Below are 21,613 nucleotides of genomic sequence, written 5' to 3' on the forward strand. Positions count from 1 at the left end.
CCGATGGCGCATGCCATTTCCCTGTCAGACACGAATTGGCATCGAAGCGACGTCGTTGCGAGCGATGCGGCAACCGCGATCGAGATTGTTGGTCTCAACAAATGGTACGGCGCCTTTCACGCGCTGAAGGATGTCAGCCTTACGATGCCAGTTGGCAGGCGCGTCGTGATCTGTGGTCCGTCCGGCTCGGGCAAGTCGACACTCGTGCGATGCATCAACAGGCTCGAGACCTATCAACGTGGAACGATCCGGATCCGCGGCAAAGAGGCTACGAGCACCCCGGGTCGCCCTGCAGACGGCCGTCCAGAGGTCGGGATGGTGTTCCAGCAATTCAACCTCTTCCCGCATCTGACTGCGCTTGCGAATTGCATCCTGGCACTAAGGCGTGTCCTGAAGAGGCCGGCGGTGGAGGCTACCGACATCGCGATGCGCCATCTGGAGCGGGTAAGGATACCCGAGCAGGCGCACAAGTATCCGCCCCAGCTTTCCGGGGGCCAGCAGCAGCGGTTGGCGATCGCGCGGGCCTTGTGCCTCGACCCGCGGGTCATGCTTTTCGACGAGCCGACGTCCGCGCTCGATCCCGAAATGGTCAAGGAAGTCTTGGATGTGATGATCGACCTGGCCAAAGGCGGGATGACCATGATTTGCGTCACCCATGAGACCGGCTTTGCGCGAGCGGTAGCCGACGACGTCGTCTTGATGGACGAGGGCAGGGTGGTCGAAATCTCTCCACCCTCGATTTTCTTCACGGCTCCGCGACACGAGCGCACGCGCCGCTTCCTGGAGAAAGTGCTGCGATGAACAAACAATCCGCCATGTCTGCAAAAACCCGGATATGGACGCCAATCAACTATGCTGCAGAGGGAAAGCAGTCGGATTGCCTTCGACTGCCGCATTCGACCGACCTGTCGGCCTATGGCTGGATCCCGATTCCGCTGGTGTGCATCAAGAACGGCTCGGGACCCACTGCATTGCTGATCGCGGGAAACCACGGCGATGAATATGAGGGGCAAGTGGCACTCTCCAGTCTTGCCCGAGCAACGCAAGCACATGAGGTTTCGGGGCGGCTCATCATCATCCCGGCTCTCAACTATCCGGCGGTGGAGGCCGGCCGGCGGGTGTCGCCACTCGACGAAGGCAACCTCAACCGCGTCTTTCCGGGCGCCGCGCTTGGAACGCCGACCCAGATGATCGCCCACTATGTCAGCGAAGTTCTGATCCCAATGGCTGACCTTGTCGTCGACCTTCATTCGGGCGGACGCTCGCTCGACTATATCGCGAGCGCGCTGGTGCGCCCTGGGCGTACCGCACAGGAGCATCAACGCTTGCTTGGGCTGCTGAAACTATTCGGTGCGCCGATAAGCTTCATAAGCGACGGGACCGGCGGCGGCGGTCTCACCACGCTCGCGGCCGCGGCGGAGGCGCGCGGGGCGCTGGCGCTCACGACGGAATTGGGGGGAGGGGCGACCCTATCGCAAAACGGACTGAAGCTAGCCCTGTCGGGCCTGCGCCGGGTTCTCAGCGATCTCGGCATTTTGCGCGGCATTTCCGTCGAACCTGCCCCGCCAACGCGTCTGATGACGGTCAACGGCCACGACGCATTCGTCTATGCGCGCGAAAGGGGTATCTTCGAACCTGCCGCCAAGGTTGGTGACGAAGTCACCAAAGGGCAGCTGGCTGCCCGCATCCATTTTCCCGACGATCCGACGCGCGAACCGCAAACGCTATATTTCGGATCCTCGGGGATCGTGGCGTGCCGCAGAGTGCCGTCGCTGACACAGCGCGGCGACTGCCTCTTCAAGCTGATGGCGGATGTCGGCCCTAGACTTGACCATTCTCAGGCTCTCCATGCTTAGGCCCTCACGAGCGCTCAATCCGCTGGCGTTCGGCCTGCGCTGCGTGCGCTGCGGGACGGTCTTCGCGCTTGGAGACTACCATCAAGGCTGCCCGGCTTGTCACGACCGTGGCGTGCCTGCCAGCCTCGCCATCGAATATGCTGAATTGCCCAAATCCCTGGATCGCCTCGCGGACTGGCAAATCTATCCGGACCATCCCACGCTCGGCGAAGGCGATACCCCACTCGTTCGGATGGACGGACTGGCCAGGGAAATGGGCGTTCAAGATCTTTTCGTGAAGAACGAGGGCGCCAATCCGACAGGATCGCACAAGGACCGCATGAGCCGATTTGTTGTCCAAAGAGCTCTGGATGCGGGCGCGACCACGGTGGCGGCAGCCTCGAGCGGCAACGCCGGCGCGTCGCTTGCCGCCTATGCAGCTCATGTCGGGTTGGCCTGCGTTGTCGTCACGACGCCGGACATGAATCCCAACTTGCGCCGCGCGATCGAAGTGCATGGGGCGACGCTGATGGCGGCCGAAACGCCCGAACGGCGCTGGCAGGCGATGGTCGGCCGCGTAAAGACAGGACAATGGTACCCGGCCACAAACTTCATTTTGCCAGCCGTCGGCAGCAATCCGTTCGGAGTGGATGGTTTGAGGTCGATTGCACTCGAGATCTTTCGCGATCTTGGGGGGCGTTGCACCGACATCGTGGTTCCAACCGCCAGGGCCGATCTGCTGTGGGCGATTGCGCGCGGCTATTGCGATTTGCGGCGGGCAGGCTTTCTCGTCGACCCACCAAGGGTTCATGCCGTGGAGCCGTTCGCCCGCCTGTCGAAGGTGCTTGCCGGGGAAGATTATCGTGGCACATTCCCGGGCCGTACAACACTCGTCTCGATCGGCGGGTCGACAGTGACTTACCAGGCGATAGACGCGATCGCGTCCTGCGGCGGCAAGGCAGTCGTCACACACGACATCGAGGTGCATGAAGATCAGGATCAGTTGGCGCGTTGCGGCCTCTATCTGGAACTGTCGAGCGCAGCTGCGCTGACCGGTGCAAGGAAGCTGGTCGGCGAAGGCGCGATTTCAGCCGATGCTGTTGTTGTTCTCGTCGGAACGTCCAGTGGGCTATCCGAATCTCACACCTATACGGAGGCCATAGCTACAGTAAGCTGATCCGCCGCTGCGACGACGAGTCTTGAACCGAAACGCAATGGCAGCTTCCGATTTCACAACGAAGGTATCAGATTTCAACCTGTGGGTCGGAATCATGGACTGACCAACCGAGACGTTGTTTTAATCAGCGGTCCCGCCTTGCGGTTACCTGCCGCGAGCCGGAGCACCCGACACTGTCGGACGTCGAGCACGGCGCCAGTTCGGCCTTGAGCGCTTCGGTATTCGCGCGGGCTACCTCGACGGCTTCGTCCCCCGCCTCCCTGTAGACCTCGCCGGCCGGTCCGAGAGCGAGCTGGAATTCGATGGCCTGGTCGAGGTCGTGGCCGACAAATATATCGGCATCGATGCGGTCCAAGGAAATTTGGCTGTAGCCGGAGCCTTCGAGCAGGCGTCTGACATCGCGATGGGCCATCGAGAACGGGGCCGGGCCGCAGGTGCGGGCATTTTCGCTCCGTGGAAGGCATTGCCGAACGGTCCGTGGCTCCGATACGGGAGCGGCCCGGTGGCCATGGGGTTTGGTGGCGTGCCACCGGGCCTAACCGGCGGGGGCTCGGAAACGAAACACGGCACCGGCTGACGACAAATATAGATCTCTGCCGAAATGATCGGCACGCATCCATAAGGACGAAGCCGGAGTAGCCAAGGGCAGGATGTCGCCGGAAGCCCCAGAGCCGTTAGTTGCCTCGCGGTTTGGCTCTTGGCTCCGGCAAGCTATCACACGGATTTGCGGCCAATCTGGCCGTTCGCGGGTCTCTTAGCCACAGAGATTTCTTTCTTCTTTCCAGTATCTCATCACGGCCCACATCAACGGCCGGCAAGCCTTTCGTAGCGGCGATCAAATAGTCGGCTCTGTTCGTTCGATAGTCTTCTTTTTGGACGGACATCGTTTTCCTCCCGGTCTCCGGGCTTTTTTCTCCTCGCGTCTGGACGGAGACAGTAGCTGCCGGTGCATCGCAGGAGTCTACAAATTGAAGATTGTATTAAAATGATACACTCCGCCCCGCCCCGTATCACAAACTCGCGCGTCGGCTGTCACCTGTGGCCCCCTCGCAGCCCGTGCAAAAACGGGCAAGGCTCCGCTTTCATCGTGACGAACGCTTTTTGGCGGTGCTTTTCGCCGGTTTTGCCGCGCGCTTGCGGCCGAGCCCACTGGACTTTGCCAATGCCGATCGTCGAGCCGCATAGTTCGGCGCCACCATCGGATACTCCGGCTTCAATCCCCATTTCTCGCGATATTCATTGGGCGTCAGACCGTAGTTCACGCCTAGATGGCGCTTTAGAGATTTAAATTTCTTCCCGTCTTCAAGACAGATTATGTAGTCAGGAAACACAGACCTCTTCGGAATGACTGCGGGCTCCTGATTTGGCTTTTCGGCCGCCTTTTGGGTGGTCGTTGCCGATAGTGACGAATGAATAGAAGCAATAAGTCCGGGCAATTCGGTTACGGGGAGAGCGTTCTTAGCGACGTAAGCTGAGACGATATCTGCCGTCAGACCGATAAGATCGACGTTTTGAGTCTCATTTTGTTCAGTCAAGGTATTCCCTCCTAGAATCGCAATTTAAGCCCCACCCCTGCGCTGCTGATTGTAATGCACCTTCGACGACCCGCCAATGCTCGGTGGTCTGCTATCCAACGGAGAGCAGGAAAATACCGATCCGTCGTTGTCATGTATTAGTGGCTGCTGTTTGATCCATTCGAGAGATAGTTTGGCTTTATGTATATCCGGCTTTTGCCCGTTGTGCGGCCAGCACCAGAGCCACGCGCCGCTTGGCTTTCTTGGGATTCTCCAGCGGCAAAGGCGTGCGATTTTCTAGGGTTTGCTGTCTCGCGAATTCGGCCTGCGGGTGTATCAGTTTCTTGAGATGTCGACGGCGCCTTGGCGGACGTGCAGACTAATTGGCTCCGTCAAAACATCGCTGGCGTCTTACCTGCGCGGTGTTTGAACGCGGCGGAATCAATGACGCCTCCAGGATGCGACGAGCAGCCATCCGGCCCAAATCACATTTAGGACCTCGGCCGCCTCGATGCCGATTATGTGCGTTGACGAAAAGCCTTCAGACCCGGCGGTCCAGCCTTGCAGCCAGTAAGCGAGACCTGAGAGCGCCATCAGGTAGGCGATCGGCCGCGGGATCTTCGCCGCTAAGGCTACTGTGACAGCCAAGAGGACCAACGCCAGGCCCAACGCAAAGGCCTCGTAGCTTCTCGTTCCCCACTCCAGCCAACGTACCGCCTCTGCTGTTGCAAAGCGCGCCGCCTTCTCGGCCTCGGGAGCGTTCACCCAAGCGTTCACGGCTTGCTTGAGCGCGACACCGTCGACCGCCAGCACCACTGCGTACAGTGAAAGGCTCACAACGGTCAAAGCTGCGCCAAATCGCCCGGTCCACTTGGCAGTTTCACCTTGAACGTCAAGGCCAAAGAACAGGGTCAATAGGCCCGCCAGCAAAATGGCAGTGCAAGCGAACTGGGCTACATGCACCATAGTCCATGTGCCGCTGGCGGCGTAACCCTGGAAGATGACTGGGTGGTTGTTGGCATCCCCGCCGGCATGGAACAGCGTAACGATGACGTAGAGAATTTGCCCCACTAAGAGCAACCAAGCCGAAAGGCGCAGCGCCAGTTGTCGGTCAGATTCTGTGTTGTTTTCCACGACGGTCCTCCCCTTGAACCATGCGGCAAATTTAGTGTGTCTGCGCCTTGGCCAGCGAGTCAAGAGAGGAAAAGGCGAATGCCGTCGGACGGCGGTATGCTTCACCGATCGTGTTTCGCGATCGCGACAAATGGATCGGATGGGACGGCCACTTTTGCCATCGATCTCGGATGTTTCATCAAGGGCTCCTTGCTGACGGACGATCCGCTCAATCGACAAAGTTCGCGGCGAGGCCGGAAGCAGTAAGCTAGGCTTCGCGTGATCATGAACACCCGCCGCGAGCGGCGCTTCGGATAGTCGCCGAGATGCCCCGCTCATAGTCACATTCTCCGGCGCCGGCACAGGCGGAGCGTAGCTTCCGATCCCAAGGCTGGCCGCCTGAAACAAATTTCGATTGCAATGGAACTTTCCCGCCGAATGAATGTTCGAGCGCCATAGGGACGGCTGGGCTATTCCGACCTGTCGCGCGCTTTGCAGCAGGCAGAGCAGCCCGCGAACAGGAAGATGGCCATGAAACACCAAACACTCGAAGAGCTGCACGCGGTCGCGGAAGTCGATGCAGCCTGCTCGGTGATGACGCGAAGCCAGCGACTGGAACATTGGGCAGCGCTTCTCGAGCGGTTTCCCGACCGATGCCTCAGAGCACTCCCCGGCACCGAATACATGCGCCTCGATGTACGTGACAAGGCGCAAGGTCTTGAATCTCCGCTGAGCATTGCTTTCGCCGATCCGATGTTGCGCGCGCAGGGACTGAGGAATGAAACCTACGGCGAAGCCAGACGCTTCTTCGAGCTATCGGACTGGCAATTGCACGCCATTGTTTGCCATTGTCATGTCGGCGCGACCATGAAAGCCGGCTGGGTTGCTGTTCAGGTGCGGGCCGCGACCAAACAAGATGGAAAGCTTTTCGGTAAACTTCGGCAAGTAATCGCCCAATGGCCGGCAATCCGCCTTTTCACTCATGCCAGGGAATAGGCGTGGGACGAACGACGTGATGCTTAAGTATGTCAGGAGGGTCGAGAGCGGACGCATAAGGTATGTATACATCTGGCGCGAATTAAGGACCCAGCGAACCCTGGCGCCTGTTCTTGGTTGGGTTCGGGTCCCTCAGTGCCCATCATTATCGTTATTTATCAATGATTTATTGACTGGTTCGCCAAAAGGTTCGCCAGGCTGTGGTTTGCGCGTCATCCCTAGAGGACGGGAGCCGCTCCGAACGCCGTGGAGGGTCGTTGCCCCTGCCGAAGAAATCGCGCGGTTGGGTTCCGGCGCGCGCCAATTCGCTCGGTTGTCATGCGGCTAAGGCAGTCTGGGACCCGTGCGTAGCGGCACGGCGGTGCGCCTCCCTTTTTTTTGCGGCTTGTCTTACCTCAATATCCACGGTGGCGGTCTACGAGACGCCGCCCGCCTGCTGCACACGATAGGCGAGGAGATCACGATGCAATGCCAGTACTGCCAGCGTGACGTATTCTGCCATCGCGTCGGAAATGCCCGGCTCGATCATCCGCACGACGGGCAACCCGGCCGGCAAGGCGTCGAAATCGAACTGGTCGACCCCAGCTCCCAGCGAAAACAGCACCTCAAGGTTCGGGTACTTCGCGCTTATGTCTGTGGGCGGATGCCAGACGCCAAGATACTTCACCGAACGCGGGTCGACCGCGTCCGCGCAATAGTGGAAGGCGATTTCGGGAGCACGTTCGGCAAAGAGCGCTGCCCACTCGGCGCCGCGTTCGGCATCGGCATCATAGAGGAAGGTCATTTCGGCGCCCCGGGATTGCCACGAAAGACGAAGCTCAGCGTGCCTGCCCCTCAGCTTCCATTTCCGCCATGTCCTGGAACCTGTCGGCGATACGTGGATGCGCCCGCCCGCCATCACAGGCGCCAATGGCGATCAGCACCTCATCCGCACCGGGTGCGTCCGGAACCTGGAAGTTGGCCGTCAGGAAGTGGGAGCGTTTGCCGGTTTCGCTCTTGTGGGTCATCGGCAGGGAAAGAAGGGCGCCTGGCCCGTTGCGGGTATTCGTGAAGCTCAGATAGGTCGTGCCGTTTACCGCCGTGCGGAACATATTGCCGAACCGCAAGGTATGGATCAGCGCCGATGCATGTTCGATCTCGCCATTGATGCCGACCGAAGCCGCCTTGCCGTAAGCCTCGACCTTATCCGCCGACAAGAGCGCCACCAATCGCTTGGTCATTTCGGCGCCAAGACCCGGCGCCAACCGGAGGATCTCTGGGCGCAAATTTTCAACGAATCCTTGACCGGCCCACGGGTTCTTCAACACGGCTGCGACCACCACCATGGAGATCGGTTGGTCGGCTTTCTTGCCACCCTCGACGAATACTTCCTCGATGAATGTGCAGAACTTTCTCACTCCGAGATCCATGGATTCCTCATCTGTTCGCTGGATTGTGGCGCAACCTAATGAGCAACGACGGTGAATGTCTTCCTTCGTTAAGGAGGAAAAACAGAAAGGCCGGCACTTCGAAACGATGTAGAATTCAGCTCCCGCGCATGCCTAACTCAGCGGGTCGTGGCGCAGGGAGCGATTGTGGACAGGAAGGCGCAAATCTCGGTTCTCAAAGATGTCGCGAGTGAGATCAATTCCGGCGGCGATCTTGTCATGATCCTGAAGCACTTGGTTTTCGCCGCCTGCCGCCATGCAAACTGGACGCTCGGTTCGATCATGTCGATCGATGCCGCTCATGGTTATGCCCATGTGATGGTTCGCTATGATCCGACGTTGATCGAGCGAACGCTCCCTGACCGTTGGGAACTGGCGACGAGCCCCTCGCTGATCGCCTTGAAGCGGAACGAGCCAGTCTATATCCGCGACGTGCGCGAATCCGCGGAGTTTCCAGGTTATCGCCGCGAAGCTTTCGAGCGAGATTACCGTACCGTCCTCGTCATGCCTATGAACTGCAGCGACTTCGAGGGCCGGCCAATGGTGCTGAGCGTTGTGTCGCGAGATATCATGGAGGTTCCGGAAGAGGATTTGGCGTTTCTGGGTATGATCGTCCATCTCGGCGCCATCGCGATCGAGAGGGAGCAGCGGCTGGAAGCCGAACGGCAGGCCGGAGACAGGTTGCAAAAGGCGCTCAAGGCGCACACCTCCCTACTTGAACACGTGCTTGCAGACGGCTCAGTTTCTTCATTGTCGGCGATGGTCGGCAGCCTGCTGCCCAATCCGGTCGTCGTCGTCGATTTTACTGCGAACCAGATTATCGCCGGCCGCTCGCCAAGCGAGGTGCAGTTCGATGATGCCGCTTGGCAATCAGCAGCGGCCGGTCCGCTGAGCCGACAACTGGGAAAGGCAGCACGCGATACAATTGAGCGGGGCGGCAACAGCGGGGCGACGCTTTTTCTCGATGACGGCAGCTCCCGGCTCAATCTCGCCGCCCGCATCGAGCCCTTGACGGTCGACCGCCAACTTGTCGGGGCATTGATCATCTTTTCCACGTCGCGTGCCTTCAGCGATCTGGACCAGTTGCTGCTTGACAGCGCCAAGTTCGCGCTCAGCGTCCAAATGATGCGCAGTTTCATCCGATTCCGTTTCGAAACCCGCACACAGACCGAGCTTTTCTTCGAGGTGGTGGAGCGGCGTTGGCGCGACGCGGCAGATGTCCAGCAGCGAGCCCAGCGGCTCGGCATCAATTTCATGACGACTCAGCAAATCGTCGTGGTCGACTTTCCCGAGAGCGCGAAGAATCTTGGCGGAACGTCCGTCGATCTGCATCACAGTCTCGCTCGTATCATGCAGCAAGCTTCCGTTCCCGCGTGCGTCGTGGCCATCGATGGCGGGCTGGTGTGCCTCATTCCCTATGACGACGTCTGGAAACAGGAGCGGACATCGAAACTGATGCGGCGCATCGCAGCGGATCTTGGCCAATATTTTGACGAAGAACCGATCGTCATCGCCAGCAACGCCTGCGCCACCCTGACGGATTATCCGTTGGCTTGGGATCGCTGCAGCCGCATGATTGCCATCGCCCGTTCGTTCGGTCGCACCGGTGCGCTGTCCGGGCAGGATTTTGGGCCGTTGCCGATGCTCGTAGCGGCCGCGGGCGTCGACGACGTACGCGCTTTCGTTCAGGAAAGCGTCGGCGCCATCGCCGCCCATGACCGCCAGCATGGCACGCCCTATCTGAAAACGCTGTCGACTTATCTGAGGGAGGGCTGCCGCAGTGGCGCCTGCGCCGATGCGATGGGCCTGCACGTAACCACGCTGCGCTATCGCCTGTCGCGAATCCAGGAAATGTTCGGCATCGATGTCGAGACGCCAGAGCGACGCTTTGCCATCGAATTGGCCATTCACCTGCATGGTGTCACGGAAGGTCGTTCTTCGGCGGAAGATCAATCGACCTGACCTTTCGGATCGGCCCCCCCGTCTCTTACCGCAAACAGCAGCAATATTTCCCGCGCTCTTCCAGCTGAGTGAAGGAAGAAGGTCGCTCCTCTTGCGGTTAGCCTTCAACTGACAACCAACAGGAGGCGCTGATCCCATGTTGACCACGGGAACCGCAAAGAATCCGACGCCTATCGACCCAATCGCGTTGCGTCGGGCTTTCGGAACCTTTGTCACCGGCGTCACCGTCATCACGACGCGGGACACGGACGGCGATCCGCGCGGCATGACGGCCAATTCCTTCACCTCGGTTTCGCTCGATCCGCCGCTGCTGCTGGTCTGCGTCGCAAAATCGGCGTCAAGCTTCGCTGCTTTTACGATGGCGGATTCCTTTGCCGTCAACCTGCTACATGAGGGACAGGTCGACATCTCGGCGACCTTCGCCTCGAAATCCCCCGATAAGTTCCACTCCGTCAATCACGACCGAGTTCATACCGGCGCTCCAATCCTGACGGACAGCCTTACCTGGTTCGACTGCACGACCTACAACAGGGTCGATGCAGGCGATCATGTCGTCCTGATCGGCCAGGTGCAGGCTTTCGGCACGAGCCCTTCGGCGCCGCTCGGCTTTTGCCGCGGCCGATATGCCAGCGTCAAGGATCCGCTGCCGTCCGGCTGGCTGGCCTCGCACAACATGATCATCGGTTATCTGATCGAAGCCAGCGGCGAGATTCTGCTGCGAGCGGATGGAAGCGGTGGCTGGGCTCTGCCAACGGCCAAACGCCGTAAGGCCGGCAGCGAACTGCCGCTCGACGACGGCAAATCCCTCAAGCTGCTGTCAGACAACACCTTTCTTTACTCGATCTTCGATGTTGCTGACTGCGACCCCGGTTATTTGATCTATCGCGCCCGACTTGCCGATGGCGGACAAGGGCGCGACCTGCCGGAAGACCTGCGGTTCTTTGCCATTGACAAGCTGCCTTATGACCTCATCCCGACCCGGGAATTGCGGGCGATGCTCCGCCGCTATGTCCGCGAGCGCAAGCAGGAACGCTTTGGCATCTACATGGATTCCGGCGACGGCGGGCGACTCGCAATGATCGAGGGCGAGGCCCGCTCGTGGCATCAGGCCATTCAAGACTAACCCGAAATCAGGAAGCGACGATGAAGACGACGGTGAAATCGCTCGAGGGAATGCGCCTCAACCTCTTTGTCGACGGCCGGTTTGTCGAACCGACATCCGGTCGCTACCTGGACAGTTTCGACCCGACCACCGCGGAGGCCTGGTATCAGTTTGCGGAAGCCGACGCCAACGATGTGCGACTGGCGGTTGAGGCGGCGCAAAAGGCATTCGTCAATCCTGCCTGGCGACGTATGACGCAGACCGATCGCGGAAAGCTGGTGCGCAATCTGGCCGATCTGGTTCTTGCCAATGCCGACGACCTGGCGCTGATCGAAACACGCGACAATGGAAAGCTGATCAAGGAAATGCGGGCGCAGATGCGCTCGATCCCGGACTCTTACACTTACTTTGCCGGCATGGCTGACAAACTGCAGGGCGATACGATCCCGGTCAACAAGCTGGACCAGCTCAACTTCAACATGCGCGAACCGATCGGCGTCGTCGGCATGATCACACCCTGGAACTCGCCGCTGATGATGTTGACAGGAACGCTCGCTCCCTGTTTGGCGATTGGCAACACCATCGTCATCAAGCCTTCCGAGCACGCGACCGCCTCGACGCTGGCCTTGGCCGAGCTAATCATGGAAGCGGGGTTTCCGGCCGGCGTTGTCAACGTCGTCTCGGGAACGGGTGCGGTAACCGGCGACGCGCTGACGCGGCAAAAGGGCATCGCAAAATACGTCTTCACCGGCAGCACGGATACCGGCCGTAAAATTGCTGCTAACGCGGCGACCAACCTTGCGCAGTGCCAGATGGAACTCGGCGGCAAATCTCCCCACGTGATCTTTTCCGACGTTGATATCGAAAAGGCCGTTAATGGGGTCGTTTCGGGCGTCTTCGCAGCTGCGGGCCAGACCTGCGTCGCCGGCTCGCGCTGCTTCGTGGAGGCCAGCGTCTACGACCGCTTCATCGAAGCGTTGGTGGAACGCACCAACCGCATAACCGTCGGCCACCCATTGGAGGACAAGACGGATATCGGCCCGCTGGCGCTGTCGGCGCAGCTGACGAAAGTCGAGTCCTACGTTGCTTCGGGCGTCAAGGAAGGGGCACGGATCGCGTCAGGCGGCAAGCGTCCTCAGGCGGAAGAACTCGCCCGCGGCTGGTATTTCGAGCCGACCGTCATGATCGACGCCAAGAACGATATGTCCTTCATGCGCGATGAGCTTTTCGGACCGGTCGTTGGTGTCATGCCCTTTTCCTCGGAAGAAGACATGATCGAACTCGCCAACGACACACGCTACGGCCTCGCGTCCGGGATATGGACCCAGAATATCGACCGGGCGATGCGCTTCGCCAACCGGATCGATGCAGGTACCGTTTGGATCAACACCTACCGGTCAGCAGCCTACATGTCCGCAAATGGCGGCTTCAAGGAAAGTGGTTACGGCAGGCGTGGCGGTTTCGACGTCATGCGCGAGTTCTCCAGGGCAAAAAATGTCGTCATCGACTATTCCGGCGCCATGCAGGATCCCTTTGTCATTCGACTGCGCTGACCGTCAGAAACACTGGGGCAGACCATCCAAGGGAGATTGAAATGAAATTTGCCGTCTCATTGGGCATGGAGCGTTTCTCGCCAGAAACCTCGATGACGGCCGTAATGGACAATCTGCTGCAACTTGCCAAAATCGCGGACGCCGGCGGGTTTGAGACGATCTGGACGCCGGAGCACCACACAATCGAGTGCACGATATCACCCAATCCGTTTCAGATCCTCACGTGGCTATCCCAGCATACGAGCCGTATCCGCCTGGGAACGGCGACGCTTGCCGCCGCCTATTGGAATCCAATCCGTCTCGCTGGCGAAGCCGCACTGTGCGATCACCTTACGAACGGGCGCCTGGAATTCGGCATCGCCCGCGGCGCCTATCAGTACGAGTTCGACCGAATGGCGCCGGGCGTCCAGCAGCAGGAGGGCGTGGGCTACATGAAGGAACTGGTGCCAGCGGTCCAGAAGCTTTGGGCCGGTGATTATGCGCATGAGGGCCAGTACTGGAATTTTCCGCGAGCGACCTCGGTGCCGAAGCCGCTGCAGAAGGGAGGTCCTCGCATCTGGGTCGCCGCCCGCGATCCCGGCACCTTCGACTGGGCGCTCGGCATCGGCGCCAACATCCTCTCCACGCCGCTCTCGCTTCCGGCGGCGGAAATCGGCGTGCTCGCCAGCAAGTTCAACAAGGCGGTCGCCGATCATCCCGAGGTGAAACGCCCAAAATTCATGATGCAGCGGCGCACTTGCGTCTATGACAAGGTCGATGACTGGCATCTCGCCGTCGAGCACAGCATGAACTATGGTCGCTATTTCGAAAACCTGATGCAGAACATTGGCACCGTGAAGAACGGTTTCCCGGAGGCCGTGCCCTTCGAAAGCGTTAAGGGCCGCGACAACTACAACCCGGAAAATATCCGCAAGAACCTGATGTTCGGAACGCCCGACGAAGTGATCGAGAAGCTGCTCGACTACGAAGCAGCTGGCGTCGATCAATATTGTCTCGGCCTCAGCTTCAACTTGCCCTTCGAACTGCAGAAGAAGACGCTTCGCCTGTTCACAGACGAGGTCATGCCCTTCTTTGCGCAACGCGAGCGCGAAACCCAGCAACTGGCCGCGGCAGGGTATTAGGATGACTGATACGCAGCGTCATACGGTCGGAGATGTGGTCCTGAACTATAGGGTTGACGGCAATGGGGCAGTGCCGCTGGTGCTCATCCACGGTGTCGGTTCCTACCTTGAAGCCTGGAGCGGGGTCGTCGAGCGGTTGAAGCATCGGTTCACCATCCTGACGTTCGACCTACGGGGTCACGGAAACTCGTCGCGCGTCAAAGGCCGCTACGAGATCGACGATTTCGTTGCCGAAACACTTGCGTTGGCGGACAGTGTCGGCTTCGACCGTTTCCATCTGGCCGGTTTTTCGCTTGGCGGGTTGATCGCACAGCGGTTGGCACTGACGCATCTTCCGCGCATTCAGCGCCTGATTCTCCTCTCGACGGTCGCGGGACGCACGCCCGAGGAGCGGGAGCGCGTTCTCGCCCGCCTCGCCGCTCTTCGCAGCGGCGAACCGGGATCGCACTATGACGCATCCCTGTCGCGTTGGCTGACTGAGGATTTCCAGAAGAAGAATCCCGATCTGATCGCAACGCTTAGGCAGCGAAATTCTCAGAACGATCCCGACTGTTACGCTTCCGCCTACCGGGTTCTCGCCGAGACCGACTTCGGCGGTTTTCTCGACCAGATTCGCTGCCCGACGTTGATTGCAACCGGCGAGGAGGATGCCGGCTCCAATCCGCGCATGGCAAGATATATGCATGAGCGCATCCCAGGCTCCGAGCTCCGCGTCCTTCCGGGGCTGCGGCATTCAATCCTGACGGAAGCACCCGATCTCGTCGCATCGATGATGGCGGATTTTTTGACCGTGCCGGAGACCGTGAAATGATCGTTGAAGAGCGTATCTATCGCATAAGATCGGGCAAAACCTCCGAATATCTGAAGCTTGTGCGCGAGGAGGGGCTGGCAATCCAGGAACCGATTCTCGGCGGACTGATCGGCTATTTCGTCACCGAGGTCGGGCAGCTGAACCAGGTGGTCCATCTTTGGCGATATGCCGATTTCGCCGATCGCGTGGCGCGCCGGCGCACGTTGTCGGAAGATGCGCGCTGGCGGGCCTTCATTCCGAAACTGACGGCGCTGATCGAAAGCGCGGAAAACCGTATCCTTCTGCCGACCGATTTTTCGCCACTCCAATAGGACCAAGGGGAGGGTAAGGCAAAACCTTGAAGCCAACCGCGCACGGTGGAGTTGAACTGCCATTAACGCACCTCGGATCGGAGGAAGGGGAGGGGCAAAAATCCTCCGTGTTCGCGGAAGACGATCTCGCTGACATGCCCCTTAATTGATCCTCGTCAAAAAATTGCGGATCGGGAACATCCGTATCGTTGAAACATGGGAGCCATTGGTGACAGAGCGATTGAGAGTAGAGAATCTGTATAAGATTTTCGCCCCTTCACCCACCAGAGCCATGACGCTGCTCGCCACCGGCGCGGATAAGGCGCGTGTCCTTGCGGAGACCGACGCCGTCGTCGGTCTGAACAACGTCTCGCTTTCCGTTCCCTCGGGCGCCATCTACATGGTCATGGGCCTTTCGGGGTCCGGCAAATCGACGCTGGCGCGTTGCATCAACAGGCTGAACGAACCAACGGCAGGCAAGATCCTGCTCGACGATATCGACATCGTGCCGCTACGCGAGGACGCGCTTCGCGAATTGCGGCGCACGCGCATCTCCATGGTCTTCCAGCATTTTGCCTTGTTGCCAAACAAATCGGTGATCGAAAATGCCGAATTCGGCCTGAAGTTGCGTGGCGTTTCCGCCGCGCAGCGACGCAGGCGCGCTGAAGAGGTGCTGGCGATCGTCGGTCTCGCCAAATGGGCCTATCATCGCCCGCATGAACTCTCCGGCGGCATGCGCCAGCGTGTCGGCTTGGCGCGGGCCCTGGCGACCGATGCCGACGTCCTCATAATGGACGAAGCCTTCAGCGCCCTTGACCCGCTGATCAGGACCGAGATGCAGGATGAGTTGCTGCGGCTGCAGCACACGCTGAAGAAGACCATCCTCTTCATCACTCATGACTTCCAGGAGGCGCTGAAACTCGGAACGCGCATCGCCATTATGTCCGAAGGCGAATTGGTGCGCGAGGGAACACCGCAATCGATCGTGCTCGAACCAAGCAGCGATTATGTCGCCGCCTTCACGCGCGAAGTCGACCGGTCGCGATTGTTTGACGCACGGTCGGTGATGCGCACCGGTTCGACGGTGTCAGGCGATGGTTCGGCGCGGATCGTCGGCGATGCCGAGCATCCCGAGGCCATGAGTTTTGCCATCGACGCGTCGAACCGCATCGTCGGCTGTCTCGATGCTGCGGCCCTGCAACAGGTAAAGGCTGGCAAGCCGGTCGATGGCCTTTTGACGCGTGATTTCGTCGCGGTGAGCGGCACCACCAAGCTCGTGGATGTCGCTGGCTTGTATCAGAGCGGCAAGGCAATGGCCGTCATTGACGAGGACGGCTGCTTCCTCGGCATGCTTGAACCCGAACATATCCTTGGACGGATCGCCTCGGCGGCGAGATCGCCAGCGCCTGCTTCGATGGGAGGCCACAATGCTTGATGCCGATGATCTAGCCATCTTTCCGGTGGACCAGTGGATTGCAGACGCCGTCCAATGGGTCGCGCTCCACCTCCGTCCACTGTTTCTTGCAATCAAGTGGCCGGTCGAAAACCTGTTGTCGTTCAACGATTACATACTGCACGAAATTCCGTTTTCGATCTTCGTCGTTCTGGTGTTCTTGACCGCCTATCGGCTTGCCAGCATCGGCATCGCGGTGTTCAGCGCCATCTCACTTGTCGTGATCGCAGCCATCGGTGTCTGGACCGAGGCCATGACAACGCTTTCGCTGATTACCACGGCCATCGTGTTTTGCACCGCCATCGGCGTGCCGACCGGCATCTGGTGTGCTCGTAACGACAAGGTCTGGAGCGTGGTGCGGCCGGTGCTCGACATTATGCAGACCACACCGACGTTCGTTTACCTCGTGCCGGTCGTCATGCTGTTCGGCGTGGGCACAGTGCCGGGCGAAGTGGCGGTCGTAACAGCAGCTGCACCGCCGCTAATCCGCTTCACCAATCTGGGTATTCGCATGGTAGAGCAGGAAATGGTCGAAGCAGGTCTCGCCTTCGGCGCCGATAAGCGCCAGCTTCTGTGGGAAATACAGCTGCCGTTGGCTATCCCCACCATTCTCGGAGGACTGAACCAGACCGTGCTGACTGCGATGGTGATGTCCGTAGTCGTCGCCATGATCGGCGCGGAAGGCCTTGGCCTCGTGGTTCTGCAAGGTCTCGGACGTCTCGATGTCGGTCGCGCCGCCGTCGGTGGCATCGCCATCGTCCTGCTCGCCATGATGCTTGATCGGATCACCCAGCAGCTTGCCCAGCCGACCGACCGCAAGCGCAGGTCGGTGCTGCGCTACCTTTTCAATCTTTTCAAGGGTGAGCGATCGCACGAGGCCATCGCAACATCCGCAGCGAACCGCACGCATTGAGCGGAATCGCTCCGGCGGCAACCACCACCGGAATGACGACAAACACCGGCGGCTCGTTCCGCCGGCCAGGAATTCACTTGCCTATCCCTTGCAGCGCCCGCGTTACAGCCGAACCTCGAACTCAGTGAAGTCCAAAGAAAAATCCAGAAGGAGAACATCGATGAAGCACAGCGTGAAAACCTTTTCCCTTTTTGTCACCGGCATGGTGCTGGCGGCCTCTCTAGGCCAAACTGCTTTCGCCGAAGACCTACCTGGGAGCGGCAAGACGGTGCGGTACGCCCAGTCCGACAGCCTGGGCGCCAATTATGTCGTTGCCCAGATCGGCATGGCGGCGATGAAGGAACTCGGTTACGACGTCAAGCTTAGCACGCTCAACACCACCTTGTTCTTCCAGGCGGCGGCCCAGGGCGATCTCGATATCGCGACCGATATAAACTTCCCGCAGCGCGAGCCGGGTTACAAGAAGGTCGAGGCGGAGGCGGAGATCGTCGGCGGTGGCCTAATTCAAGGCGGCGGCATTAATGGCTATCTGATCGACAAGAAAACCGCCGACGCAAACAACATCACCACGCTCGATCAGATGAAGGATGCGAAGATCGCAGCTCTTTTCGGCACGACCGGCAAAGCCGACCTCATCAATTGCGATCCGGGCTGGAGTTGCGGCGACGTCGTCGACTTCCAGCTTGAGAAATTCGGACTCAAGGGCAGCGTTAATTCGGTCCGCGGCAAATACGAGGCGCTGATGGTCGAGGCCGTCGCCCGTGTTAAGCGCGGCGAGCCGGTATTCTTTTATGCCTGGAGCCCTTCGTGGATGAACAAGGCTCTGGTGCCTGGCAAAGATGTCGTCTGGTTGCCGACGCCCTTCGATGCCTTGCCGGAATCGGTCCCTAACAAGGGGTCTGCCCTAGTGCCTGGCGTCAGCGGTTGCGCTGGCGGCGCTGATCCATGCCGCATGGCCATGGCGGCATGGAACTGGAACGCCGTCGCCAACCGGGAGTTCATTGCAGCCAATCCGGCAGTCAAGAAGCTCGTAGAGCAAATGTCGTTCCCGCTGGCCGACTGGTCGACCTGGGAACAAACGATCAGCGAAAAGGGCGGCAGCGACAGCAACATCAAAAAGCTGGCGCATGAATGGATCGAAACCCATCAGGAACAGTTCAATGCCTGGGTTGACCGTGCCAAAATTGCAAGCTGATCACAATTCGCTGAAGTAGCCGCGCCAGGCCGACCCGACGCCGGGGTTTGACGACGCAAAGAAGCTCCGGTGGCGCAGGCCGCCGGGGCAATTCGATTTTGCCATACTGCGGTGCTTTCGCTACTGAGTCCCTTGAGCCAAGCTAGGTAGCCGTGGAGCCTCAACAGGTTTGCACCGCATTCGGACGAGTACCGTCTCGCCTTCATGGTGATCAAAGCCTACCTCAAGCCCTACAATGCGGAGCAGCCCGAACAGGTCGGCGAAGGTTTCGAACTGCTGGACAACCGGTCGCTTGCCTCCGTTTCCGGCTGGTGGCTCGCGAAACGACGCGCCGCGCTCGGCGTCACCGACGATGTCCTGGAGCGCCTGAAGGCACGGCTCCGACGATCGAAGCACTACGCGCTGGGCGCGGAACCCGGCCACGCCGTGCTCGTCGAACCGTGGCGCGTGCTGCTCCCGGCGCAGACCGTCGACGCCGCCTTTGAAGGCGTCTGATGGTCGCGTCGCGAGAAACCCTTCAGGACCTCGCAGCCGAGCGCGAGCCTCGAAGCTGCCAATCCGCTTCTGGCCCAAGACAGCCGCGCTCGCACCCTTATGGTCAACACGGGTTCATCGACCCCTTTTGTAGGATGAAAGAGACACCGCGTGCATGGAATACTAGTCCTCCTCCTGGTCGTTAGGTTCGCCAGGCCATACGAGAGAATACGAAGGAAATGGGTTGGCGAACCAGCCGCTAACGTATTGATTTCCTGTGGAAAACGATAACCCTCAGCGACTAACATAATCGTTATCCGCCAATGGCTTAGTGGTTCGCCAAAGTCGATTCAAGGTTTGGTCCAGCCACTCGCCGATCGCATTTATCTTACACCGAATGGCAGTCTTGGACGCAACGACTGCCTCCCTGGACTGTCAAACCGACCAACGGCGCAGTTGGCAGCTTTAGCGTTAGGTGGAGCCGGTGTCACATCAGGGTCCGAAAAACCACCCCGGGTCGTCGGCAACAATCTATCAAGCGCGCTAAGAACGATTTCTTGACTAACGCTCAGCGCGAGTAAAGACTTCGTTCCCAGAGAGGTCGCCAAGGAACACTGCCGTTCCTTGCTCGCCTCGATCCGAACGAAGCTGTTCCCAATTGGGTCATGAAATGCCGAAGCGAACAACGGGCCGATACGAGAGCGTAACCGCAGGCGCAGAGAACGTCGATGCGTTCATCCCGTTCGATCTGCCGCCTGCGCGTCCGGCACTCTCTGTTGAGGGCAAGCTCGAACATCGTCTCCGGGAAGCCGAGCAGGCGCTCGTTCGTCTCGATCTCGCAGGCGATATGGTGCCTTCCCTCGATTGGTTCATCTATGCCTTCGTGCGCAAGGAGGCCGTGATCTCGTCGCAGATCGAGGGCACGCAGGCGTCACTCGTGGACCTTCTCGCTTTCGAGGCCGAAGAGGGGCCGGCACCCAATGCCGACGTGGAAGAGGTCACGAACTACCTCGACGCGCTTGCCTATGCCCGCGACCAGCTTGCGTTGAAGCAGGGGCTGCCAATTTCCATGCGGCTCCTGAACGAGGCGCACAAGCGGTTGATGCGCGGCGTGCGCGGTTCGAACAAGCAGCCCGGAGACGTGCGCCGCAGCCAGAACTGGATCGGGGGAAGCCGGCCAGGCAATGCGGCCTACGTTCCGCCGCCACCGGATAAGCTTCCCCAGCTTCTCAGCGAATTTGAAAAATACATCCACGTCGACGATCCGCTACCGAAGCTGATGCGGGCGGGTCTTCTCCACGTGCAGTTCGAGACCATTCATCCCTATCTCGACGGCAACGGGCGAATCGGGCGGCTCCTGATCGCGCTGCTCTTGGAGCACTGGGGCTTGCTGAAAGCGCCGCTCCTCTATCTCAGCCTGTTTTTCAAACGCCACCGGGAAGAGTACTACCGGCGCCTCAATCTGGTCCGGCTGGAAGGGAACTGGGAGGGCTGGATCGACTTCTTTCTCGATGGGGTCGCCACGATTTCCGATGAAGCCGTCGCCTCGGCGCGGGAACTGTTCAATCTCGTGTCCGCGGACCGGGTGCGACTGCTCGAAGCCCATTCCGCCTCCGTCTCGGCAGTGAGACTGTTCGAGCAATTGCCGCGTCATCCAATCGTGAGCGTTGCCTCGGTCACAAAGTTGATCGGCGCAAGCAAGCCGACCGCGATCCGTGCGATCGAGGTGCTGACGGAAGCCAATATTCTCGTGGAAACCACAGGGAAGAAGCGCGATCGCAGCTTCGCCTATCGCGCCTATCTGGAGTACCTGCGAACCGGAACGGAATTGGACAGCGGCGGCTGATCGTTACAACCGCGAATCATACCAAGCAAAGCCTATAACCCTGAATGAAGCCCCCATTTCAAGCAGCGTCCTTTGCCTAGGCACGGAACCTCGTCACCTCGGCTGAAGGTCATTGATCGGTGGACCGAGCCGAGATAAAGGGTACCTGTCGCTGTTTCCAAACGCAAATGTCTTGCTCGCGTTTTGGTGGTTGGAGAAAATATGGCAGCGGATGGTGTGGCCTGGCTGGCCCTCGGTGAGCCGCGGCTCCTGCGTCTCGCAGATGGCGCCGATCTTGCGAGGGCAACGCGTGTGGAAGACGCAGCCCGTCGGCGGATTGGGGGCGCTCGGGATCTCGCCGTCGAGGCGGATGCGCGAGCTCTCCGTCCGGTCGAGCTTCGGCACAGCCGACAAGAGCGCTTCCGTATAGGAAGGGTGCGGGCCGGAGATCACCGCTTCAGGCCGCCGAAGGCCCATCGCCATCAAGTCGGCTAGCTCGGCAAAGCCGATTGCTCGATTGCAAGAGCGGAGCCGACCTGATCCGGCTCGACTCCCGCCACGGCCAATTCAGCGCGCCAAACTGGGGTTGTTGTTTGGGGAAGGGGGCGAAATCCTACCCTAGACCTAAGCGGGCCAGCGATACTCGCAGGTCAGAGTGATGTGCTCCCAACCGAGCGGCGAAATAGCGCCTGTGAGAGCAGGGACCGAAATTGATGCGAAGGGACCTCTCGTCTGACGATCGGGTGGTGCGCATGCGGTCGTCAACGATAATGCCGCCGTTTTGCCGCGACAGCGACTCCGCACCAAGGCGGACGTCAGCACCATGTCGCCAATATATTTGGTCTGGATGAT

20 protein-coding genes and 1 pseudogene are annotated in these 21,613 nt (G+C 59.8%); 15 read left to right on the forward strand and 6 right to left on the reverse strand.

All coding sequences use genetic code 11. The features are described from left to right. Window positions 1-3 precede the first annotated feature (3 nt). The 3 genes from EJ071_RS15555 to EJ071_RS15565 are packed head-to-tail and all read left to right on the forward strand — an operon-like array spanning window position 4 to window position 3,012. Complete coding sequence (locus EJ071_RS15555; RefSeq protein ID WP_126098632.1) at window positions 4-801, forward strand: amino acid ABC transporter ATP-binding protein; 798 nt, start codon at window positions 4-6, stop codon at window positions 799-801. Further along, on the forward strand, window positions 798-1,856 hold the full coding sequence (locus EJ071_RS15560) for a succinylglutamate desuccinylase/aspartoacylase family protein (protein ID WP_245460257.1): 1,059 nt from the start codon (window positions 798-800) through the stop codon (window positions 1,854-1,856). The genes EJ071_RS15555 and EJ071_RS15560 overlap by 4 nt, the downstream gene beginning before the upstream one ends. Then, on the forward strand, window positions 1,828-3,012 hold the full coding sequence (locus EJ071_RS15565; RefSeq protein WP_189521489.1) for a pyridoxal-phosphate dependent enzyme: 1,185 nt from the start codon (window positions 1,828-1,830) through the stop codon (window positions 3,010-3,012). The genes EJ071_RS15560 and EJ071_RS15565 overlap by 29 nt, the downstream gene beginning before the upstream one ends. 124 nt (window positions 3,013-3,136) lie before the next feature. Here EJ071_RS15565 and EJ071_RS15570 read toward each other — a convergent pair whose 3' ends face one another. The 3 genes from EJ071_RS15570 to EJ071_RS15585 form a co-directional block, all read right to left on the reverse strand. Then, window positions 3,137-3,424, reverse strand: coding sequence for a hypothetical protein (locus EJ071_RS15570; protein ID WP_126098634.1), 288 nt, complete (start codon window positions 3,422-3,424; stop codon window positions 3,137-3,139). A gap of 670 nt (window positions 3,425-4,094) precedes the next feature. Continuing rightward, on the reverse strand, window positions 4,095-4,547 hold the full coding sequence (locus EJ071_RS15580; RefSeq protein ID WP_126098636.1) for a MucR family transcriptional regulator: 453 nt from the start codon (window positions 4,545-4,547) through the stop codon (window positions 4,095-4,097). Window positions 4,548-4,967: 420 nt separating this feature from the next. Beyond that, window positions 4,968-5,660, reverse strand: a complete 693-nt coding sequence (locus EJ071_RS15585; protein WP_126098637.1) for a hypothetical protein — start codon at window positions 5,658-5,660, stop codon at window positions 4,968-4,970. Window positions 5,661-6,170: 510 nt separating this feature from the next. On the opposite strand from EJ071_RS15585, the gene EJ071_RS15590 reads away from it, so the two are divergent. Continuing rightward, on the forward strand, window positions 6,171-6,635 hold the full coding sequence (locus EJ071_RS15590; RefSeq protein WP_126098638.1) for a hypothetical protein: 465 nt from the start codon (window positions 6,171-6,173) through the stop codon (window positions 6,633-6,635). Between the two features lie 415 nt (window positions 6,636-7,050). Here the strand turns inward: EJ071_RS15590 and EJ071_RS15595 are convergent, their stop codons facing one another. Both EJ071_RS15595 and EJ071_RS15600 read right to left on the reverse strand, forming a co-directional pair. Further along, complete coding sequence (locus EJ071_RS15595; protein ID WP_126098639.1) at window positions 7,051-7,419, reverse strand: hypothetical protein; 369 nt, start codon at window positions 7,417-7,419, stop codon at window positions 7,051-7,053. 34 nt (window positions 7,420-7,453) lie between these two features. Continuing rightward, entirely contained in the window at window positions 7,454-8,044 is a 591-nt protein-coding gene (locus tag EJ071_RS15600; RefSeq protein WP_126098640.1) for an amino acid synthesis family protein, read from the reverse strand. A 165-nt stretch (window positions 8,045-8,209) separates the two neighbouring features. On the opposite strand from EJ071_RS15600, the gene EJ071_RS15605 reads away from it, so the two are divergent. The 11 genes from EJ071_RS15605 (at window position 8,210) to EJ071_RS15655 (ending at window position 20,782) form a co-directional block, all read left to right on the forward strand. Next, window positions 8,210-10,024, forward strand: coding sequence for a helix-turn-helix domain-containing protein (locus EJ071_RS15605; protein ID WP_126098641.1), 1,815 nt, complete (start codon window positions 8,210-8,212; stop codon window positions 10,022-10,024). 136 nt (window positions 10,025-10,160) lie between these two features. Next, entirely contained in the window at window positions 10,161-11,147 is a 987-nt protein-coding gene (locus EJ071_RS15610) for a flavin reductase (protein ID WP_126098642.1), read from the forward strand. A gap of 20 nt (window positions 11,148-11,167) precedes the next feature. Next, window positions 11,168-12,679 carry an aldehyde dehydrogenase gene (locus EJ071_RS15615; protein ID WP_126098643.1) on the forward strand — a complete coding sequence of 504 codons (1,512 nt, stop codon included), beginning with the start codon at window positions 11,168-11,170 and terminating at the stop codon, window positions 12,677-12,679. A 41-nt stretch (window positions 12,680-12,720) separates the two neighbouring features. Then, entirely contained in the window at window positions 12,721-13,800 is a 1,080-nt protein-coding gene (locus EJ071_RS15620; RefSeq protein ID WP_126098644.1) for an LLM class flavin-dependent oxidoreductase, read from the forward strand. Between the two features lies 1 nt (window position 13,801). After that, window positions 13,802-14,611 (forward strand): alpha/beta fold hydrolase, encoded by an 810-nt coding sequence (locus EJ071_RS15625; RefSeq protein ID WP_126102604.1) that lies wholly within the window; start codon window positions 13,802-13,804, stop codon window positions 14,609-14,611. Further along, on the forward strand, window positions 14,608-14,922 hold the full coding sequence (locus EJ071_RS15630) for an NIPSNAP family protein (protein WP_126098645.1): 315 nt from the start codon (window positions 14,608-14,610) through the stop codon (window positions 14,920-14,922). The genes EJ071_RS15625 and EJ071_RS15630 overlap by 4 nt, the downstream gene beginning before the upstream one ends. 271 nt (window positions 14,923-15,193) lie before the next feature. Beyond that, window positions 15,194-16,336 (forward strand): betaine/proline/choline family ABC transporter ATP-binding protein, encoded by a 1,143-nt coding sequence (locus EJ071_RS15635; protein ID WP_126098646.1) that lies wholly within the window; start codon window positions 15,194-15,196, stop codon window positions 16,334-16,336. After that, entirely contained in the window at window positions 16,329-17,267 is a 939-nt protein-coding gene (locus EJ071_RS15640) for a proline/glycine betaine ABC transporter permease (RefSeq protein ID WP_126098647.1), read from the forward strand. The genes EJ071_RS15635 and EJ071_RS15640 overlap by 8 nt, the downstream gene beginning before the upstream one ends. 160 nt (window positions 17,268-17,427) lie before the next feature. Continuing rightward, window positions 17,428-18,462: a glycine betaine/L-proline ABC transporter substrate-binding protein ProX gene (proX, locus tag EJ071_RS15645; RefSeq protein WP_126098648.1), complete on the forward strand. Its 1,035-nt coding sequence runs from the start codon at window positions 17,428-17,430 to the stop codon at window positions 18,460-18,462. A 204-nt stretch (window positions 18,463-18,666) separates the two neighbouring features. After that, window positions 18,667-18,957 carry a hypothetical protein gene (locus EJ071_RS39040; RefSeq protein ID WP_210211923.1) on the forward strand — a complete coding sequence of 97 codons (291 nt, stop codon included), beginning with the start codon at window positions 18,667-18,669 and terminating at the stop codon, window positions 18,955-18,957. Window positions 18,958-19,606: 649 nt separating this feature from the next. Beyond that, window positions 19,607-20,782 (forward strand): Fic family protein, encoded by a 1,176-nt coding sequence (locus EJ071_RS15655; protein ID WP_126098649.1) that lies wholly within the window; start codon window positions 19,607-19,609, stop codon window positions 20,780-20,782. Between the two features lie 93 nt (window positions 20,783-20,875). On the opposite strand, the pseudogene EJ071_RS15660 reads toward EJ071_RS15655, so the two are convergent. After that, window positions 20,876-21,208, reverse strand: a pseudogene (locus tag EJ071_RS15660) (oligopeptide/dipeptide ABC transporter ATP-binding protein); the annotation flags it as partial. Window positions 21,209-21,613: the final 405 nt, after the last annotated feature.

The sequence above is a fragment of the Mesorhizobium sp. M1B.F.Ca.ET.045.04.1.1 genome, assembly GCF_003952465.1.
Taxonomy (GTDB): domain Bacteria; phylum Pseudomonadota; class Alphaproteobacteria; order Rhizobiales; family Rhizobiaceae; genus Mesorhizobium; species Mesorhizobium shonense.

Bases quoted from the DNA above. Each gene is read 5' to 3' on its own strand.
- EJ071_RS15555 (WP_126098632.1), top strand. From the start codon at position 4: ATGGCGCATGCCATTTCCCTGTCAGACACGAATTGGCATCGAAGCGAC.
- EJ071_RS15560 (WP_245460257.1), top strand. From the start codon at position 798: ATGAACAAACAATCCGCCATGTCTGCAAAAACCCGGATATGGACGCCA.
- EJ071_RS15570 (WP_126098634.1), bottom strand. From the start codon at position 3,424: ATGGCCCATCGCGATGTCAGACGCCTGCTCGAAGGCTCCGGCTACAGC.
- EJ071_RS15590 (WP_126098638.1), top strand. From the start codon at position 6,171: ATGAAACACCAAACACTCGAAGAGCTGCACGCGGTCGCGGAAGTCGAT.
- EJ071_RS15595 (WP_126098639.1), bottom strand. From the start codon at position 7,419: ATGACCTTCCTCTATGATGCCGATGCCGAACGCGGCGCCGAGTGGGCA.
- EJ071_RS15600 (WP_126098640.1), bottom strand. From the start codon at position 8,044: ATGGATCTCGGAGTGAGAAAGTTCTGCACATTCATCGAGGAAGTATTC.
- EJ071_RS15610 (WP_126098642.1), top strand. From the start codon at position 10,161: ATGTTGACCACGGGAACCGCAAAGAATCCGACGCCTATCGACCCAATC.
- EJ071_RS15615 (WP_126098643.1), top strand. From the start codon at position 11,168: ATGAAGACGACGGTGAAATCGCTCGAGGGAATGCGCCTCAACCTCTTT.
- EJ071_RS15620 (WP_126098644.1), top strand. From the start codon at position 12,721: ATGAAATTTGCCGTCTCATTGGGCATGGAGCGTTTCTCGCCAGAAACC.
- EJ071_RS15625 (WP_126102604.1), top strand. From the start codon at position 13,802: ATGACTGATACGCAGCGTCATACGGTCGGAGATGTGGTCCTGAACTAT.
- EJ071_RS15630 (WP_126098645.1), top strand. From the start codon at position 14,608: ATGATCGTTGAAGAGCGTATCTATCGCATAAGATCGGGCAAAACCTCC.
- EJ071_RS15635 (WP_126098646.1), top strand. From the start codon at position 15,194: ATGACGCTGCTCGCCACCGGCGCGGATAAGGCGCGTGTCCTTGCGGAG.
- EJ071_RS15640 (WP_126098647.1), top strand. From the start codon at position 16,329: ATGCTTGATGCCGATGATCTAGCCATCTTTCCGGTGGACCAGTGGATT.
- proX (WP_126098648.1), top strand. From the start codon at position 17,428: ATGAAGCACAGCGTGAAAACCTTTTCCCTTTTTGTCACCGGCATGGTG.
- EJ071_RS39040 (WP_210211923.1), top strand. From the start codon at position 18,667: ATGGTGATCAAAGCCTACCTCAAGCCCTACAATGCGGAGCAGCCCGAA.
- EJ071_RS15655 (WP_126098649.1), top strand. From the start codon at position 19,607: ATGCCGAAGCGAACAACGGGCCGATACGAGAGCGTAACCGCAGGCGCA.